Below are 18,298 nucleotides of genomic sequence, written 5' to 3' on the forward strand. Positions count from 1 at the left end.
CCTGCTGTCAATTTGTTAGATGTTAACTTGGGAAATTTTAACTACGCCACCTGGCGGTAATAATAAAACATACTTATGTTGATTTATGTAATCAGTCATTGTGACTTGAGTATTTGAAGATTATTGATGGAGCATGCTAATTATTGGACTTCAGGTTTTGTAAGTTAGGAAAGACTATGGCTAGTACTTATGAAAGAAATAAAAACCAGCTTATGTTCATTAAATAACTAAAAAAGGATTGAACAATTCTTTTGGCTTTGGTATGTTTCAAGCCATGTTTTCATTTCGTAGGAATTGAATTCCATCATGCGTAGTTCGGGCCGGTACAATCAGTACGGTCAATCGAATCCTCGTCTACCATTAATAAGGAAACCGCCATGACTAGTGCTGTTGCCCGACACTCCGGCACCGCGCTGCACCCGCTGCATGCGTTTTTTTTGGCCGGGATAGTGCCTCTGTTTATCGGAGTCTTACTTAACGATTACGCCTATTGGTCCAGCTACGAGCTGCAATGGAAGAACTTTGCTTCCTGGATGCTTGTAGGTGCGCTGGTGTTCAACGGTCTGGCCTTGCTAGGCTCGATTTTATCTCTAGTCCGCGCTGATAAGCGCATGGGTAAACCAGTAGCCTATTTTCTATTGCTACTGGCTACCTTTGTACTGGGTTTAATCAACTCGTTCGTTCATGCAAAAGACGTCTGGGCCAGTATGCCGACTGGGCTTATTCTATCTGTTGTCACTGTCATTCTGGCCTGTATTGCAACCTGGATTGGCCTCACAAGCTGGCGTATTGGAGGTGCAAGATGAAACCACTCAATATTTTATCAATATCTTTTTTAGTCGCTGCTCTCTTAAGCGCATGTGGCGAAAACAATGTAGACGATGCGGAACAGTTAGGTGCCAACCCGACCTTGCCCGAAGCCCAACGCGGTCTGTTACCCACTTTGAAAATCGCTGAGCCAGCAGGTTGGGGTGATAACCGACCCATAGTTCCATCAGGCTATAAAATCACAGCCATTGCCACTGACCTTAAGATTCCACGGCAGACGCTGGTCTTACCCAATGGCGACATACTGATTGCTGAGGGCAAGGGCGGTGGTGCACCCAAGCTACGTCCTAAAGACATTATTGCTACTTATTTCAAAGCCAAAGGCACCACATCCGTCAAAGGAGGCAACCGTCTGACTCTTTTGCGCGACAGTAATGGTGATGGTGCTTACGAGACACGTACTGTATTTGCCGAGAATCTGAATGCGCCTTATGGTCTTGCGCTAATCGAAGACCAACTGTACGTTGCCAATCAGGATGCGGTAGTGCAGTTTGATTATCAGCCCGGACAGACCACCGCTAGTGGACCGCCACGTAAACTCACCGATCTGCCTAGCATGGTCAATCATCACTGGACCAAGGCGATGACAGCCAGTCCGGATGGGCAATTCCTGTACGTGGGCATTGGCTCCAACAGCAATATTACTGAAAACGGACTGGATGTAGAGGCGGATCGCGCTAGAGTTTGGGAGATAGATGCCAAAAGCGGTGCTCACCGACCTTATGCAACCGGTCTGCGTAATCCAACGGCGTTAGCTATCCTGCCTGGCACTAACCAGTTATGGGCCGTGATCAACGAACGTGATGAGCTCGGTCCACGACTGGTACCCGATTACTTGACCTCAGTTCAAGAAGGTAAGTTTTATGGTTGGCCCTACAGCTATTGGGGACAAAATGTCGATCCGCGGGTCAAGCCAGAGCAACCTGATATGGTAGCCGCCGCGATTGCTCCAGACTACAGCCTTGGGTCGCACAAAGCTCCTTTAGGCATAGCATTCTCAACGGCAACCATGGGCGGCAAGTTCAGTGAAGGCGCATTCATCGGTGAGCATGGCAGCTGGAACCGTTCAGATCCAGCAGGTTACGACGTAGTGTTCGTCCCATTCAGCAACGGTAAGCCAGCCGGGGACCCAGTTAACTTTGTCACTGGATTCCAGGGTGAAAATGGCAAGACATTTGGTCGACCGGTAGGCGTGACAGTGGATCCAAAAGGGGCACTTATTGTTGCCGATGACCTGTCTAATACCATCTGGCGAGTGACTCCAACTCGATAATCGGCACGCAGAAAAACTCCTACGCTTGTTGCTTTAACTCGCGTAGGAGTACTGAATAACTGTTCTTTTATTATGACCGAACAACATAGACTATAGCCGCACCAAATGCCTTTTCGAAAACTAAATACCTCCGCTACTTTTCGCTTTTATAAAGGTAGGAATGCCTGACCCTTGCTGTCAAATCTGTACAGTGAAACTTGGGAGATTTTAGTTAAGCCGCCTGACGATAAAAGTCAAACCACATCTGTTTTGGCGAGCTGTAGCCCAAACTCTTTTGAATTCTCGTCTGAGTATAGTACAGCTCAACCTGAACCGCCCTGATATTGTCGGATACTCAACATTCTGAGAGAATACGACAATGAAAACACGCAACTACACTCCTGAGATTAAAGAACGCGTCGTTCGTATGCTCATTGAAGCAGCAAATGACTATTCATCTAACTGGTCATCTATTCAAACCATTGCCCCTAAGATTGGCTGCACACCTGAAACCCTACGATCGTGTCATAAAAAGCACATCGAGCGTACCATTCCTGTCTCAATGCAAGCTCAAAGTGACAAAGAGCGCATCAAAGAGCTTGAACACGAGAATAGAGAACTCAAGCAAGCCGACGAGATTATATGTAAGGCTGCCGCTTTTTTCGCCCAAGCGGAGATCGACCGTCCATCCAAATAATGGTTCAGTTTATTGATGACTATAGAGGTAGTTATTGGGCACTTGTCGCCTGAGCGTAGCTTTTAGGATTACAACTATTTTGCCACTTTGATGGTGACCTATGTGCTTAGTAAAGCAAATATAACATTGCCAGATCAAACGTTGTATAACATAACAGGTTTCGCTAATAAAAAGCTTAAGGAAAATAATTCGACAGTTTACCCAGCTTTAATAAGCTTTGGCTAAATATTCAAAGCAAAACTCAATAACACGCGTTTACCAGACTGAATTCGTGAAACACTGTGCTCATACTTATCGGGACGAAAAAAATAAACTCTGTCAAACAGATTTATAATGCAGTTTGAACACTCGAACACACCACCAAATTTAGGCTGAATTAAGACAAAGTTTAATTTGTAATAACGGCCTTTTTGCACGGGATCACAGTGCTTCATAACACTGTGGTTAGTAGGGTAGGTGACATAATTAATTGAAAAAACTCTACTACTGAAAATTGCTTTGTTGGTTACTCTTTCGGTCATATCTAATCCATTGTTTTACGTGTATTAAACGTCGCTTAACGCATCTCAAGCTAATTGTATTGGTTGTAACCTAGTTAAATACTAGCGCGAATAATGTAATGAAATGTTCTACTTAATCTGAATTTTCGACAATGAGTACTTGATAGGTAACGAATCAGCAACTTATAGGTAATTACATTAATTTTGCCAAAGAATTACATCAAAACTGCCAGTCATTATTATCTCACACTGCCATCGGATGACATTTACGATGATCACTGAACATTCAATATCAAAGTGACTTAAGATTGCTATCACCTTTGTTAAGTAATGTCTATCGTCTACGAGAAAAATCAGAGACTGACTGGACTTGGTTTATTGAGATATGTCGTGAGAAACTATCTATTGGGATTTTTGACCAGACAGACGGATAAGGATTTAATGGCAGATTTGGTAAAGGAGCTTGATACTAAGTGAGACACTTAACAAGACGACTGAAGCAATTCAAAGTATTAACATTAACTAGAAAAGTTCAAATAGTCATTCTGCTATTAACTTGGATATCGCTAGTAGTTTGGGCAATACTGAGTTGGCAAGGTAGAGACTTCCCTTTAGAGTCTGAGCTTAATTATAGTGAAGGTATTGTAGGCAGTTTGGACGTAGGTGAGGGAAATCACATTTTTATGTTGTTAGATCTCAGTAATCTTAACCGTAAAGAAGTATATGGGTGCAGCTATTCAGCTTTTGATACTGACTCCTCTTGTTTTGGCAAAAAATATTTAGAACCGATTGAAGGTAAAAAAGCCGTGATAGGGTGGTATATACAGAAAGATTTTCTAGGGTTTCATAATGGAATTAGACAGATGGTAAGTCTTGATGTGGAAGATGTCGAAGCTAGAATTAAGGAGGTAATCACTTATCAGGGGACTTTAGACGCTATAAAGGGTATGAATACGTATATGAATATGGGTTTTATTATATTTATAGCATTCTTTTCTTACTGGTTTTGGCGTTTTATGGATTTTATAGAGTAAAGAGGATACGGTTCTCTAGTGAGGACTTAAACCTTTGGCTGTAGGCTATATACGATAGTAGATATAGCCATCAAGGTTATGACAGTGTACTTGGTGGTGTACATGCAGTGACTAGTTTTATATAATTTATTATTGATAATAAAAAAATATAGGTGTGCTATGGCTCGTTTATCGCAATTATTTGATTTCAACTTAACATGGCAGATTGGGTTAGCCTTTATGTTAGGTATTGCTTTTTGGGCAATGATTAACATCTGGTCATTGCTTGGCACGCTTACCGGAGCAATCATTTTATTTATTGCTTACGGGATAGCGAAAAAATGGAGGTTTGTGACAACGAAAATAACTGTGTCAGATGTTTTCTATTTTATCGTTCCTACAATATTCTTTCAAATCTTAATAAGTACGCTATACAGCCATTGAGTAATTTATATGTATACCCTAGCGGAACCAGCTACTTTACTCTTCAAAGCTATTAACAGACTACTCAAAGCAGACTGTTAACATGGAACCATCTATAACAGACTTTTGAATTATAGGACTGGTTGCTGTACTTTTTTCCTATCATTAGCCTATACCCAAAACATAAAACTTCTAAACGACAACCTATCTATCATTAGACTTGTTTCTGTTATTAAACGATAGGGTGGTGTTCTAAAAAGTATGCTGGCGATAAAAGTCAATAAGAAATCTATACTAAGTTCTCTGGTTCTATAGGGGTTTTCAAAGCCTCAAAAATTGTTAAAATTTTAATCAGCATACTTTTTGATACACCACCAACTATATTTACGATGGGCAATTTTAAGGTGAGAATATGAATGAACTTATAAAAGCTGAGTTGTTGGAATTGAGAAGACATATCTTGACCGACTACCAACCTGCTAAGGTATCAATACAAGCTATGAAATTTTTGCTTGATTATTCTAACGAGATACCTTATGAATTTCAGAGTGATCTGCACAGCTTGATAGCAATGGATATGGATGAATTCATATTACCTCAAAAGGAATGTATTGAAATTATTGATAGACTAATCGCTTGGCGTTCATGATAAAAAGGCTCATTAATCAATTAATAGACTACTCATAGTAGACTGCTGTAGTGGAACCACTTAATGAGCAATGATAAGTTCCGATCTTTCCTTGGCCACATCAGCGATAATATGTCGTAAGCACTTAGCCATTTTTTGAATATCAGGATAGCTATGACCTGATTTGAGTAGACTAGCTATAATCTTGCGCTTTTCGGTATCTTTCCTACGTTCTAAATACTTACCTTCTGCCTTAGCAATACCTTGTATCTGACGGTTACAGCGATTCTCATAATCTTTTCGAGCAATAGCTGCAAGCATATCCAGCATCATCGAGTTAATGGCCTGTAATATACTGCTCATAAATTCAGTGCTGCTTTCAGGTTGAAGAGCCATATATGAGGTCGGCAGCTCTTTGATACGATAAAGAGGTTTTTTCTGATAGCATTCTTTTTAGAGTATCCCAATCAGCTTGGCTCAAACGTGCCAAGCGATTCATCTGCTCAACTAAGATAACATCGCCCTTATGAGCATCTTCAATCAGCTGCGTAAGCTTTGGTCGCACCAAGATAGCTCCTGATTAGTTTTCGACATAGAAGGCAGCAACTTTGTGGCCATGATCGTTGACAAATGCTATGAGTTCGCTTTTGGTACGCTTACATCTTACTCTTTGGTAGACGCTCATAGATACGCTCTAATAAACATAAACACCTAAAATAGTCTGTTATAAGTGGTTCCATTATACCAGTCTGTTTTAAGTGGTCTGTTAATAGGTTTGAAGGGTGAAATAACTGGTTCTCTTGGGGTCTGGGCTATTTTTATATAATGGTTAGCTTCGTGCTAAGGCCATAATTCTTCTTATAATTAGGATGCTGTAAATCTCAAGCTAGGCTTAAACAGCTAGCTTTACTGCAAACTTTCTTGAAGAGTTTCAAATAGAAATTGAGCATAGCTTTTAGCTACAACGTTCATTTCCTGCATTTCTATCGGTAAACTTGGAATCCACTCTAAAACTAGATTTGTTTCTTCATCGTAGCTCGAGCAATCTAGAATAATATAATTTCCTTCAACTGACTCAGCCACAACTGCAAATTTTTTAGGCAAACAATATTCTTCTCTACTTTGCAAAGTAAGCCATGCAAAATTGGGAATAGAAGAGTCATAAAAGTTATCATCAATTACACCATAGAATTCATTACCTAATATACTTCCTGCTCCGTACTTTTTAACAAATGTTAAAAAATCTGTAGGCAGTATCAAATCTAATACTTTTTCTACATCCAAAATTAAATTTTCTGATTTTGGACCAACAAAATAAGCATCGTCAAAAGGATTATTTTCTATTATTTTAAATGCTTCTTTTAAGTAATTTTTAATCATATTATTCTCTATTATTTAAAGTCCCCCCTATGGCATGATTGGTCCTTGTGCCCCTATTTGAATTAATATTTAGGGGTGAAAACTATCCTGCCATATGGGGGAACTGGTGCTTGTGCAAGAGATCTATTAATTTCATGTACACCACCAAGTACACTGTCATAACCTTGATGGCTGTATCTACTATCGTATATAGCCTACAGCCGAAGATTCGAATCCTCACTAGGGTGCCGAACCTGATAATCCCCACCAAAAAATAGCCTATTTTGGACGGTGACAGCCTAGCCTGTCATCAAATCTTTTCTTGACACTCTCTTAACTAGCAACATCAACTAAAAAACTCCTTGACATAATCACGGTTTTTTTTCATTTTCAGGGCATGGTCGTTTTAAGCATCGCTTACTAAAAACTTCAACAATGCTGGTACATTTTCTCTAGCACTACGCCCAGCACCGATTAGCGTGGCAGAACCAGGGCTTGCCCAGTCGCCATAACCAAACAACCATAAGCGCGGCTCTTTTACGGCTTGTCCTTGCTCTACTTGTATTTTTCCATCAGCTTCAATGATATTTAAAGGCTTCAAATGATCAAGTTGTGACTTGAAGCCAGTGCACCAAATAACAGCATCTATCGGCTCTTCATTGCCATCAGCCCAAATGACACCTCGTTCTATGAAGCGTTCAAACATAGGTATAGCATTTAAAACTCCTCTATCGCGTGCCGCTTTGACAGGGGGTACCATAACGATATCCCCTATACCGCCTACAGGGTTATCGCTACTACTAGCATTAATACGTGCTGTGGCGCGCTCAAACAGGACGCGTCCGTCGACATCATCGTTCAAAAACAATGGCGGCTCACGTGTTACCCAGCTTGCATTTGCAACCTCAGTCAGCTCGGCATAGATTTGCGCGCCCGAGTTGCCACCCCCGACTATTAGCACACGTTTGTTTTTGTAGTCATCTATACCTGCGTAATTGGCAGAGTGGCATTGCGCGCCAAGATAGTGCTGCTGTCCTTCTATGGAAGGAATTATAGGATGGCTCCATGTGCCAGTCGCACTGACCACGGTTTTTGCCAGCCAAGTGTAACGACCATCGGTGAGCCGCAAGCAGTCATTTTCATCATCACGCCTGACGCTTTGCACATGATAAGGACGGTATATAGGCAGCTGGTAATGCTGTTCATAGTCACTCAGATAATTGAGTACTTCGTCTCGATGAGGATACTCGCTGTTTTTGGCCTTTGGCATTAATCGACCGGGTAGAGAGCTCATAGCGGCAGGAGAAAACAAGTGCAGTGATGGCCAAGTATGTCGCCATGCGCCCCCATTTTGATCTTGACTATCCAGAATAATAAAATCAAGTTTGGCCCTTCTGAGATAATAGCCGACTGCCAAACCTGCTTGACCTCCACCAATGACTACTACATCGAATATCTTAGTTGACATAACTATCCTTATTCTCTGCTATAGAGATATTAATTTCTCATATTAGAATTTACTTTTTATCTTATCAGAGAGTATCGTCACCTGTCTTTTATCTAGACTACTATTATATTTAGTCAACTCTCACTGATATAAAAACACATTTTTCAGTACTTAAAAACAATATAATAAACGCCTTTACATACGAATTATTGTATATATAATAATTCGTATGTAAAGGCGTTTCTCGAGGGGTACCAATATGAAAAACACGAATAAGAAGACAGTATTATTCCTTTGTACCAGTAACTCAGCCAGATCACAGATGGCAGAAGTATTACTAAAGTATAAAGCAGGTGATAACTATGATGTCTATAGTGCCGGTATAGAAAAAGGTGAGGTAGACAAGCGTACTATCCAAGCATTAGAAAGGTTTGATTTGGATGCTAGTGGCTTAGAATCTAAGCATGTCGATGAATTTGAAGGACAGTTCTTTGATTATGTGATCACTCTATGTGAGAAAGCCAGCACCGAATGTAGAAGCTATCCTCATACAGGCAAACAGCTGGCTTGGGATATGCCAGATCCTAAAGCGCGCGAAGGCAGTCATTCTTTCTCTACCACCTTGATGGAGTTAAACACGCGCTTAACCATGTTCCTATCTGTGGAGCAGAACTCTATACATTCCAACAAAATAATAGAGTCTAGCGTTGATGATGTAGAGGGTTCAGTCACTACTGAGTTTGATCCTATTACCTTTTACAAGAGTTTAACAGATGAGGTTCGGCTAAAAGCATTGATGTTGATTGAGTACCATGGTGAGCTATGTGTGTGTGAACTGATGGAAGCATTGGAAGAGGATAGCCAGCCAAAAATATCTCGTAACCTCGCTGTTTTAAAAAAGGCAAATGTCATTACTGATCGAAAGCACGGTCAATGGGTGTTTTATCGTATCAACCCGGAATTGCCTTTGTGGGCAAAGTCTGTGGTCGTACAGACAACAGAAAATAATGTGCATCTGATTGAAAGCGAGATTGTACGGTTAGATACCATGCAAAATAGACCTGACCGAGCCAGTTTCTGCAAATGATCATGATTATATCGGTCATGCTCATACTGGCAATGAGCATACCGGCAAATAAACCCAATGAATATTTCTGAGGTAATCATTCTATATTTCATAAACCCTGTATTTAATCAATCTTGTACTTAATAAATCTTAAATCTCATAAATTTTAAAACTAATTAAAACCGTATCTCATATTGGTTTGAATGAAGAGGTGCGTTTTGCACCTTCCTATATCTAATAATGTGGAATAGCACTAGGAGTAATACCATGACAATTAAAGTGGGCATCAATGGTTTTGGTCGCATGGGCCGTTTATCAATGCGCGCAGCATTTGACTGGGACGATATCGAAATCGTTCATATCAATGATCCAGCAGGCGACGCTAAAACTCTCGCTCATTTGATGACTTTTGACTCGGTACATGGACGCTGGCATCACGAAGCCACACATGAAGGAGAGTCGATCATTATCAATGGTAAAGCCATTCCCTGTACACAAAATAAAGCGACCAAAGATACAGACTGGTCGATGTGTGATGTAGTTATCGAAGCATCTGGAAAAATAAAAACCAAAGCATTACTACAAGCCTATCTATATCAAGGGGTGAAGCGTGTGGTTGTCACCGCCCCTGTAAAAGAAGAAGGTGTGTTAAATATCGTCATGGGTGTGAACGAAGACCTATACGATAAGGACACATATCCCATTGTCACTGCCGCATCTTGTACCACCAATTGTTTAGCGCCTGTGGTCAAAGTAATACACGAAAAAATAGGTATCAAACATGGATCAATGACGACTATCCATGACATTACAAACACCCAAACGATATTAGATGCTCCCCATAAGGACTTACGCCGAGCGCGTGCTTGCGGTATGAGTCTGATACCAACCACAACAGGCTCTGCCACCGCCATCACTCATATTTTCCCTGAGCTAAAAGGCAAGTTAAACGGTCATGCCATTCGTGTGCCTTTAGCCAATGCTTCGATTACCGACTGCGTATTTGAAGTGGCACGTGGTACTACTGTCGAAGAAGTAAACGAGTTACTAAAACAAGCGTCTGAAAATGAGCTGAAAGATATATTGGGTTTTGAAACCCGCCCGCTAGTGTCAATTGACTACAAAACAGATCCACGTTCAAGCATCATTGATGCGCTATCAACGATGGTCGTCAATGACACCCAAGTGAAGCTCTATGTTTGGTATGACAACGAATGGGGTTATGCCAATAGAACGGCTGAACTAGTACGGATGGTTGGTCTAGCAGATAAGGGTTAATCATGGGGCTGTCATCCATCACGAACTTATCATCGCAAGTGAAGCAATACTTAGTCATCACGGGTAATTATTGGGCATTTACCTTAACTGACGGCGCACTACGAATGCTTGTGGTGCTGCATTTTTATCAGTTAGGCTATAGTCCGTTAAGTATTGCTATGTTGTTCTTATTTTATGAAATCTTTGGTGTTATCACTAATCTGGTTGGGGGTTGGCTTGGCACCAGCCTTGGACTAAATAAAACCATGAATATTGGTTTGGCGATACAGATAGTTGCCCTAGCTATGCTGGCTGTACCTGCGGATATGCTAACCGTGGTCTATGTCATGGTGGCACAAGCATTATCTGGTATTGCTAAAGACTTAAACAAAATGAGTGCTAAAAGTGCCATCAAACTATTGGTACCAAAAGATGCTGAGAGCCAACTCTATCAATGGGTAGCTATACTAACAGGCTCTAAGAATGCTTTGAAAGGCGTTGGCTTTTTTATAGGTGGTTTGCTACTGACTCTGATAGGGTTTAAAGGTGCTGTTATCTTGATGGCAGCACTACTGAGCATTGTTTGGATATTTAGTTTGTTAGTGCTAAAAGAAGACATTGGCAAAGCCACCAATAAGCCTAAATTTAAAGATATCTTTTCTAAAAGTCCAGCTATCAATATCCTGTCTGCGGCACGACTGTTTTTGTTTGGGGCTAGAGATGTTTGGTTTGTCGTGGCCTTACCTGTATTTTTGGCAGTGACTTTTAACTGGAGTCACTGGTGGGTAGGTAGCTTTATGGCAAGTTGGGTTATTGGCTATGGTATTGTACAATCTGTTGCCCCTTACTTTACCGGTAAGAAAAAAGGCGTTTTACCGACAGGAAAGGCCGCGTTTTTATGGGCGAGCTATCTAACTTTTATTCCTGCAGCGATTGCATTGGCTTTATACTTTGATTTTTATATACAGGCATCAATCGTTATTGGTTTGCTGATATTTGGCGTCGTATTTGCTATTAATTCATCGTTACATAGCTATCTTATTGTGAGCTATGCTGACAGTGATGGCGTATCGCTGGATGTAGGATTTTACTATATGGCAAATGCGATGGGACGACTCATCGGTACGGTGCTTTCAGGTTGGGTATATCAAGAGTTTGGTCTAGAGGCTTGTCTTTGGATATCAAGTTTATTTGTGGCAATAGCGGCCTTACTATCACTAAAACTGCCGACTCATTATAAAGAGGCGGCATACTGATTAGGCTTTTATTAGTAAATATACTGTTTATTTGAAGTCAAAACATACTCATGATGATATAGAGTTTATCTCAGTTGCACTGCGTTCGTTTTATCATGGATTGGTTATGAGCTATGCTTAAAGAAGCTATAGAACCCAAAAAAAACCGACTTTTCCCATAACGGACGTTATGTTAAAAATTTTTGAGACAAAAAACTTAGTTTGCAATAGATAGCTTTTCATCTGTAATCAGCATCATATGAATAAAAAAACGTAGTAGCGGTGAGTATTGCCATTTGTTCGTTTGTTCTCTATGGTCTTGACTAGCAATACCGATATGGAGAGCATTTTTCGACTCATTAGATTGCTGCTTAATATCTTGATAGTCAGTAGATGATATAGTTTTCATCAATAAAGCTTCGTTGCTACTCATTAGCCAGCGTTTCAAAGGCAGCAGTTTCTTAGCAATATCAATGAAACGCTTCAACTCATTCTCATCTCCTTTTCTAAATGGTAGGTATGCTCTGCTACTAGACAGTTTTTGACTACATATCTCAATAAACCAAGTCCAGTCAGCCCCTGACTTTTCTCGTAGACGATAGGCATTATTTAACAAAGGTGACAGCAATCTTAAATCACTTTGGTATTGAATGTTCAGTGGACTTAAGACAGTAGTTTCTGAGTCTATGAGTTTTACAAAACGAGGTTTACCGTGTTTGGTAGTGATGTTGGCAATCTCGCTCGCACGTTCTATTAGAACCTTTGCATCGTGAATAGAAATATTTGCTAACTGGGCTGCTTTACTTGAAGAAATCTCTTTATCATAGGTCTGTAGTAGCAGCTGTACTCGGTTTAGACCATAACGACCAAACAATTCATCAGTGGCTGGCGTATTGGTACTCAAGAGAAATTGCTTATCACAGTTTTCGATCGTGAATTTCGGTGACTTGCGTTTGCCTTCTATAATATTTTTAAATAACAGTGTACGAATACTAGGTATGCTGACGCTACTATTACTAACAGTCGCATTATTTTCCTTAAGCTTTTTATTAGTAAAACCTGTTATGTTATACAGCGTTCGCTCTGGTAATGTTATATCTGTTTTACTAAGCGCATAGGTCGCCATCAGAGTAGCAAAGTGATTGTAATACTCAAAGCTACGCTCAGGCGATAAGTGCCCCATAATACCTGATAGAGCGTACCAGCGATCTTGTGCATCTGTAGGCTCTCCAAGTAGGCCTGTTTTTATACGTAGTACGTCGCTTTCGTCATAATCGGTGAGCGCTTCTACGAGATCTGAAGGGCCTACTAGCGCTAAAGATAGGTTGCTCACTGCCGTGTGCCTAAATCCATGAAAGGTATGCTCTACCACGTTATCATCTACCGATATGTCTTTTAAGACTCGTTTGAGTAACTGCAACGGAACATGGTCATCAATAGGGCGCTGATCCGATGATAAGGTAAAGATAAATTTGTTTGAACTGTCGCCAATATTACTCTGCACAAAGTTAATAAAAAATTTCAGCTCATTAGGTTTGAGGAGGGCAAATAAGGGAACGCGGCGAATACTACTTTGAGTCTTGGTTGGACGATAGCTATTGGGTCTTATTACCACTGATGGTACAGATGTTTTTAAGCCTTCGATGTCATTATACTTAAGTCCCAACAGCTCTTTTTTGCGCATTCCAGTACGATAGACTAAGATAAATAGAAGCACGAACATCTCCTGCTCCAATATATCTACAGAAATCAGTATCTGCGTAATAATGGCTTGATACGCTTGCGGTGATATCAGCTCCGCACGTACACGCCGACCATTTTTGGACTGCTGGAAGTTCACGGAGGGTAGGTTGTATTTGCTCTTAGCAAAGTTGTGCATACTCTTTAATAAATTGGCAGAATATCCAATGTCAGTATTGTTTCGTACGACAGCTTTGTATTCTAAGATGTCTTCATAGAGCTCTTCAAACTCTTCCTCTGACCAAATATCAAGCGGCTGAGCTGTTGTGAAATATAACCATTCATAGCCTATGGTTCTAATATATTTCAAAATAGACTCATTACTAAGTGATTTTGACTCTTTTCGATTGAGTAAACTTAGCACCCAATCTAATAAAATTTTTTCACTTAAGTCATCGTATTGCTCATAGCGTTTTTGTACTCTTTCGATAAGAGTAGGCGGCTTTTTGCGGGTTTTTTTCTTTTTCTGTTTTTTATCCATTTTGAAGTCTTTAGTCAGATTCATAATTAAATCAGACTTTCTAACCTCTATCTTTTTGGTAGAACTACTACTAGATGTCTCGTTTTGATTAACAGAGTTTTTGCTGATAGACAGCGTCAAAATATGTTCTAGATCATACGGTTCCTCTTTATGCTGATATTTTTGGTTCAAAAACCGACCAAAGTCCTGCGTGCTCAGTCCAGCCGTGTTATGCATACCTCGCAGCACCCCAACTGAAGCATGATCAATATCAGCGTCCTCCAGCTCCTCCCAGTAGTAACTGGCGTAATATAAAAACCTCGAAAAAGGAAGTGGCTTAATACCCAAAGGCTTGATCACGTCAGACAAAGCCACGGTCAAATATTGTTTTATCTTATCTTCTGACAGCTTGGCAATGATATGTGTGGTCTCTGCTTGACTGCTGTTTTTATGGTAATGCATCAGCCAACACTGACTGACCATATCTACAACGATTTGCTTGGTGTTATAAAGTTGGTCACTTTCTTCTTCTCGCTCGTTACCAAAGCGCTTTTGTACAAAACGCGGCGAGACCATTATCCTTTCTTTGATGAATGGCTGATACTCTTTGGTGAGCAATGAGATAAGCCACCCTTGAAGCATTTGTACCTCGTTAATGCCACCATATACAATCCCTGAAAATATCAGCCAGCCTATGATTTCCTCTTGGCTGTAATCGGTTGTTTGCTCCCAATTATGCTTTACGGCGCTAATAATTTTGATCAGTGCTTTACCGTCTTTTAACCAAGCTGTATTTGTAATTAGTGGATTGATTTTAGTAGGCTGTGGCGCGATTATCTTAGGATAGTGATGCTCAGCAAGCATATAGTGCTTATTTTGATAGTCAACGAACTTAACGACGATTTGCCAGACATGTTTGAGTGTTCTGGATGACTCGTAAGCTTTTGCAATTTTGTTTTCAATGATTGACTGAAACTCATCAAATCCCTCTTGAGACAATGGTTTTAATTGCTTATAAAGCGCTCCCTGAAACTGGTTTAAAGATTGACTCCAAGATAGCCATGACAAATCAAAATAATCGCTAGAGCTTGGCAGAAATGAAAAGATGCGCTCATCGGGCCAAAGCGCTTGTTTGTAATATTTATCAAAAGACTTTATGAATCCGATACTTCCAGGATGAATCCTTTTTAATGACTCCCATTCGGTTTGTAAGTCGGCGAGTAGCTGTATCTCACGTGTCCTTACCGTGTCACTGTCTTTGAGTATAAATGGATAAGGCACGTAGCACTTTTTTCTACCATCAAACTTTGCTAAGTTATTAATAATTTTTGGTAGCTGTATTTCATTTATTAGCATGGTCAACCTCTGCAGGGCTCGTTGCCAAATGATTTGAATTAGGGTAATGGTTGATTGTGATATCTGATAACCCAAGCTGTGCTGCGATCTTTTCAAACACGGACGCCACACGCTTAATATCTGCTTTACTACTTGATGAGAAGCGCCCCAATACTTCTTGACGAGCTTTCTCATGACCAATAACCGTGTTAATCAGCGATAAGGAAACGCCAAGCTTTTCAAGCTGCGTACGAACAAAGTGGCGTGTCCAATAGGGATTGGCGTCAATGATGTGCTTGGTCATATGATAAGCATCGCCACGCTTAATGTCTTTAAGAGTAGGGGACTTAGCAGTAGGAGCTCGCTCATACAACAGCTTTAATAGTGCTTCATCATTACCCAAACGGATATTATCAATGATAGCGCTGATGTCATGATGACCTTGGTGTTTTGCCTGATAATTAATCAAATACGCTCTATAGTCTGTTAGATGGCGTATAAGTGTAGGGCATAGTGGAATGAGACGATCACTTTTAACTTTCTTAACAGGCTTGTCATTGATGAGCAGCCAACCCATATCAAGATCGATATCGTACATCTTGCCAAGACCGTTATTTGGTCGCACGCCCGTTAAAAGGCAAAAGACAAACCATACAAAAATACTGGTTCTATTAAAGTGCTCCTCATCGTTTGAACTTTGATCAGTCCAGTACTTTATCTCATTTACGATGTCGCAAACTGTTTCAATCTTTAGCGCAAACCCTGACCCCACTGTATATTTGCGCCAAGCGATGATATAAGTTAGGTCAAAATTACTATTGCTATTAAATATACCCAGTGCTGATTTATAGTGAGCCATAAGTGCTTCGCTGGTGTGGCTACTATAGTACATCGCAGGAGCATGGGACGCAGGCGTGCGACAGATGATATCGGCGATATGTGCATGACAATCAGGTGTATAACGAGAGAGCACGACATGTAGTGCAGTCTCTATACGATTGACGGACAGGTACGGCAATCCAAGGCTGCTACGTAAGGCGGCAAGATAAGCCGTAAAATCTTCTTTTGATGGTAACTCGCAAGCAAGTAAATCATCTATCAGCCACACCGGCAGTGGAACTTTGATGGTATCAGAAGTATTTTCATAATCATTTTCGAGCAGTGTTTGGCTTGTGGAGCTTTCGGTAATACCTAAGCTGTGTTTAATGTAATACTTTTTACCTTTAAGATTGAAAATCCTAGGATGACCGATATAGCCGGGTATTAGTAAGGACTTAACTGGAAGGCCAGTAAGCATCGATAACAGTAAAATACCCGCACAGGTTTTATCAGTCTCTGATTCTGGCAAGGTACTGGCGTCTTGGTTGAGTGCAGCAAATAACGCTTGGTAGCCGGCAAGGGAGAGTAAGCGCGTGTTAGAGTTAAGCGCGAGATTGCGCTGAGACATGTAGTTCTGCTGTAGCGATAAATCTATAGTTTGGAGTGGTATAGAGTGTTTGATTAACGAGTTTGGATATTCACCATAGCTGACATAGGGTGCCTCATAGTGATCAATACGCTCTTCAAAGCTGGTGGTTAACCCTTCATAGCTTTCAGTGTTAGCGTCTAAAAATGCAAGATCTATGGCGATAGCGCTGTGTTCTATATCATCATGTGTGTTACCCCATGCATCATTACTAGGCGTAGTATTCCAGTTGTGACTCGTTGCAGTAGAGTCTAAGGGTAATTTCGATGTGTTATCTGCTAAGTTGATAGCTATAATTTTAATATGTTTAGGCGGCTTCTTATACTTGGGTCTAGGCTTGCGTGACGTATGCGCATTTTGATAGGCGGTCGTTATTTTTTCTATTTGGCTCAGTTTATCTTTTGCCACTTTCTTTTCTTCGGCATGAGTAGCTTGCTTATCATTTAACAATTCATATGCACTTTTTTGCTGCTCTAATAGAACAGTGAAAATGGTGCATATGCTTTCCACATTCATGGTCATTTGAGTTAAATCAGGTAGTTCATGCCAAATCCATATTCGTCTAGGAGATCCTGAAAACTGAGCCTGTTTGAATTGCATCAGTATATTTTTGGTTTGCTGTTTTGGCCAGTGCTGCGTCAGCATCACACTGGTGTGCATTGCTATGGCTAGCCAAATTAACCGTTTCTGTAGGTAGTCATGCTGATGTTCATTGATAGAATGTTGCATGAGAATAAGCAATTGCATGATGAGTGGTTTTTTTGCTAATTCTGATCTACTAATAGTCATAGAAAGCTGAGGAACTGGCCTTCTTTGTAATACCTGTAATATTAATCTTAGTAGATTTTGAGGATTATCATCTGGTTGGCTATAGCTATTGTGTACTGCTAAAGTGATCTCAGATATGGCAGTCGATACTGCTTCTGGATATATAAAATTTTGGTCATTATCAATTTTTTTGATGATTTCTGTTAATGCTGGCGCATTCTCAGCATTCTCAGCATTCTCAGTATTCTCAGTATTCTCAGTATTCTCAGTCATAAAACACCCTTAGAAGGTCGCTTGTAATAAGTTTGCTCACTTATATTTATAAGCCGACAAAATGTAGCAATAGTAAAAATATTTTTACCAAATAATTTTTTATTCATCTCTGGATCCAAGATCTTGTTTAGCTGCGAGTAAACAAGCCTGATATCTATTGTCTTGTTATGTTGAGCAATGAGATTGATAAGCTCGTAAAAACTGATGTCAAAATTAAACTGATTCTTTGGTATATATTTCACGTCTACTTCTTTTCTTAATACATCAAAATCAATATAAGGGCTTTTTGCTATATGAAATAGCTCAAAGTTATTGAGCAAGAACCACTTTTCTTCCTCTTTTATAAAGCAGGTAAGTTTTGAGCAAGCATTACTTTGCTCAAGTTCGATAGCATGGCTATTCAGAAGTGGTCTGATATGGCAGGTATAAATATCAAACAGACTAATGATTTCTGGATATACAAGCACATTGAGTGTTTGTAGCTTAGCGATCGACAGTGATTTCATATCTTTCCCACTAAGATATTGAGTTGATGACTTGGTCGTTGTATCC

At 40.3% G+C, this 18,298-nt stretch carries 16 protein-coding genes; 9 read left to right on the forward strand and 7 right to left on the reverse strand.

Translation table 11 applies throughout. From position 1 onward, the window contains the following. The first annotated feature begins 377 nt into the window (after nucleotides 1-377). From IPZ60_RS07070 to IPZ60_RS07095, 6 genes are all read left to right on the forward strand, one after another. Entirely contained in the window at nucleotides 378-806 is a 429-nt protein-coding gene (locus IPZ60_RS07070; protein WP_194197143.1) for a DUF2231 domain-containing protein, read from the forward strand. Continuing rightward, nucleotides 803-2,101 carry a sorbosone dehydrogenase family protein gene (locus IPZ60_RS07075; protein ID WP_194197144.1) on the forward strand — a complete coding sequence of 433 codons (1,299 nt, stop codon included), beginning with the start codon at nucleotides 803-805 and terminating at the stop codon, nucleotides 2,099-2,101. Before IPZ60_RS07070 ends, IPZ60_RS07075 begins: the two co-directional genes overlap by 4 nt. Nucleotides 2,102-2,459: 358 nt before the next feature. Next, nucleotides 2,460-2,777: a transposase gene (locus tag IPZ60_RS07080; RefSeq protein WP_194197145.1), complete on the forward strand. Its 318-nt coding sequence runs from the start codon at nucleotides 2,460-2,462 to the stop codon at nucleotides 2,775-2,777. A gap of 973 nt (nucleotides 2,778-3,750) precedes the next feature. Further along, nucleotides 3,751-4,311, forward strand: coding sequence for a hypothetical protein (locus IPZ60_RS07085; protein WP_194197146.1), 561 nt, complete (start codon nucleotides 3,751-3,753; stop codon nucleotides 4,309-4,311). Nucleotides 4,312-4,470: 159 nt separating this feature from the next. Then, on the forward strand, nucleotides 4,471-4,734 hold the full coding sequence (locus tag IPZ60_RS07090; RefSeq protein ID WP_194197147.1) for a hypothetical protein: 264 nt from the start codon (nucleotides 4,471-4,473) through the stop codon (nucleotides 4,732-4,734). Nucleotides 4,735-5,125: 391 nt separating this feature from the next. Beyond that, nucleotides 5,126-5,362, forward strand: coding sequence for a hypothetical protein (locus IPZ60_RS07095; protein ID WP_194197148.1), 237 nt, complete (start codon nucleotides 5,126-5,128; stop codon nucleotides 5,360-5,362). A 60-nt stretch (nucleotides 5,363-5,422) separates the two neighbouring features. Here IPZ60_RS07095 and IPZ60_RS14380 read toward each other — a convergent pair whose 3' ends face one another. The 4 genes from IPZ60_RS14380 to IPZ60_RS07110 all read right to left on the reverse strand — a co-directional run bounded on the left by IPZ60_RS14380 (nucleotide 5,423) and on the right by IPZ60_RS07110 (nucleotide 8,168). Next, nucleotides 5,423-5,737 (reverse strand): hypothetical protein, encoded by a 315-nt coding sequence (locus IPZ60_RS14380; RefSeq protein ID WP_265087451.1) that lies wholly within the window; start codon nucleotides 5,735-5,737, stop codon nucleotides 5,423-5,425. Beyond that, entirely contained in the window at nucleotides 5,721-5,906 is a 186-nt protein-coding gene (locus tag IPZ60_RS14385; RefSeq protein WP_370463023.1) for a recombinase family protein, read from the reverse strand. The genes IPZ60_RS14380 and IPZ60_RS14385 overlap by 17 nt, the downstream gene beginning before the upstream one ends. Before the next feature lie 341 nt (nucleotides 5,907-6,247). Next, entirely contained in the window at nucleotides 6,248-6,721 is a 474-nt protein-coding gene (locus tag IPZ60_RS07105) for an SMI1/KNR4 family protein (RefSeq protein ID WP_194197149.1), read from the reverse strand. Between the two features lie 385 nt (nucleotides 6,722-7,106). Then, a complete protein-coding gene (locus IPZ60_RS07110; protein WP_194197150.1) occupies nucleotides 7,107-8,168 on the reverse strand; it encodes an ArsO family NAD(P)H-dependent flavin-containing monooxygenase in 1,062 nt (353 codons plus the stop codon). Nucleotides 8,169-8,406: 238 nt separating this feature from the next. Here IPZ60_RS07110 and IPZ60_RS07115 point away from each other — a divergent pair, with 238 nt between their 5' ends. The 3 genes from IPZ60_RS07115 (at nucleotide 8,407) to arsJ (ending at nucleotide 11,726) form a co-directional block, all read left to right on the forward strand. Beyond that, nucleotides 8,407-9,234: a metalloregulator ArsR/SmtB family transcription factor gene (locus IPZ60_RS07115; RefSeq protein ID WP_194197151.1), complete on the forward strand. Its 828-nt coding sequence runs from the start codon at nucleotides 8,407-8,409 to the stop codon at nucleotides 9,232-9,234. Nucleotides 9,235-9,480: 246 nt separating this feature from the next. Further along, nucleotides 9,481-10,491, forward strand: coding sequence for an ArsJ-associated glyceraldehyde-3-phosphate dehydrogenase (locus IPZ60_RS07120; protein WP_194197152.1), 1,011 nt, complete (start codon nucleotides 9,481-9,483; stop codon nucleotides 10,489-10,491). 2 nt (nucleotides 10,492-10,493) lie between these two features. Continuing rightward, a complete protein-coding gene (gene arsJ / locus IPZ60_RS07125) occupies nucleotides 10,494-11,726 on the forward strand; it encodes an organoarsenical effux MFS transporter ArsJ (RefSeq protein WP_194197153.1) in 1,233 nt (410 codons plus the stop codon). A gap of 196 nt (nucleotides 11,727-11,922) precedes the next feature. On the opposite strand, the gene IPZ60_RS07130 is transcribed toward arsJ, so the two are convergent. From IPZ60_RS07130 to IPZ60_RS07140, 3 genes are read right to left on the reverse strand one after another with little or no spacing between them, the layout of a single operon-like run. Next, nucleotides 11,923-15,261, reverse strand: coding sequence for a tyrosine-type recombinase/integrase (locus IPZ60_RS07130; RefSeq protein ID WP_194197154.1), 3,339 nt, complete (start codon nucleotides 15,259-15,261; stop codon nucleotides 11,923-11,925). Then, nucleotides 15,248-17,746 (reverse strand): hypothetical protein, encoded by a 2,499-nt coding sequence (locus IPZ60_RS07135; protein ID WP_194197155.1) that lies wholly within the window; start codon nucleotides 17,744-17,746, stop codon nucleotides 15,248-15,250. The genes IPZ60_RS07130 and IPZ60_RS07135 overlap by 14 nt, the downstream gene beginning before the upstream one ends. Next, the gene (locus IPZ60_RS07140) at nucleotides 17,743-18,252 is read right to left on the reverse strand and encodes a hypothetical protein (RefSeq protein ID WP_194197156.1); all 510 of its coding nucleotides are present in this window, start codon (nucleotides 18,250-18,252) and stop codon (nucleotides 17,743-17,745) included. Before IPZ60_RS07140 ends, IPZ60_RS07135 begins: the two co-directional genes overlap by 4 nt. Between the last annotated feature and the right edge of the window lie 46 nt (nucleotides 18,253-18,298).

The organism is Psychrobacter sp. NG25 (assembly GCF_015234355.1).
Taxonomy (GTDB): domain Bacteria; phylum Pseudomonadota; class Gammaproteobacteria; order Pseudomonadales; family Moraxellaceae; genus Psychrobacter.

Bases quoted from the DNA above. Each gene is read 5' to 3' on its own strand.
- IPZ60_RS07115 (WP_194197151.1), top strand. From the start codon at position 8,407: ATGAAAAACACGAATAAGAAGACAGTATTATTCCTTTGTACCAGTAAC.
- IPZ60_RS07080 (WP_194197145.1), top strand. From the start codon at position 2,460: ATGAAAACACGCAACTACACTCCTGAGATTAAAGAACGCGTCGTTCGT.
- IPZ60_RS14380 (WP_265087451.1), bottom strand. From the start codon at position 5,737: ATGGCTCTTCAACCTGAAAGCAGCACTGAATTTATGAGCAGTATATTA.
- IPZ60_RS07090 (WP_194197147.1), top strand. From the start codon at position 4,471: ATGGCTCGTTTATCGCAATTATTTGATTTCAACTTAACATGGCAGATT.
- IPZ60_RS07130 (WP_194197154.1), bottom strand. From the start codon at position 15,261: ATGCTAATAAATGAAATACAGCTACCAAAAATTATTAATAACTTAGCA.
- IPZ60_RS07070 (WP_194197143.1), top strand. From the start codon at position 378: ATGACTAGTGCTGTTGCCCGACACTCCGGCACCGCGCTGCACCCGCTG.
- IPZ60_RS07105 (WP_194197149.1), bottom strand. From the start codon at position 6,721: ATGATTAAAAATTACTTAAAAGAAGCATTTAAAATAATAGAAAATAAT.
- IPZ60_RS07120 (WP_194197152.1), top strand. From the start codon at position 9,481: ATGACAATTAAAGTGGGCATCAATGGTTTTGGTCGCATGGGCCGTTTA.
- IPZ60_RS07140 (WP_194197156.1), bottom strand. From the start codon at position 18,252: ATGAAATCACTGTCGATCGCTAAGCTACAAACACTCAATGTGCTTGTA.
- IPZ60_RS07075 (WP_194197144.1), top strand. From the start codon at position 803: ATGAAACCACTCAATATTTTATCAATATCTTTTTTAGTCGCTGCTCTC.
- IPZ60_RS07110 (WP_194197150.1), bottom strand. From the start codon at position 8,168: ATGTCAACTAAGATATTCGATGTAGTAGTCATTGGTGGAGGTCAAGCA.
- IPZ60_RS07135 (WP_194197155.1), bottom strand. From the start codon at position 17,746: ATGACTGAGAATACTGAGAATACTGAGAATACTGAGAATGCTGAGAAT.
- IPZ60_RS07095 (WP_194197148.1), top strand. From the start codon at position 5,126: ATGAATGAACTTATAAAAGCTGAGTTGTTGGAATTGAGAAGACATATC.
- arsJ (WP_194197153.1), top strand. From the start codon at position 10,494: ATGGGGCTGTCATCCATCACGAACTTATCATCGCAAGTGAAGCAATAC.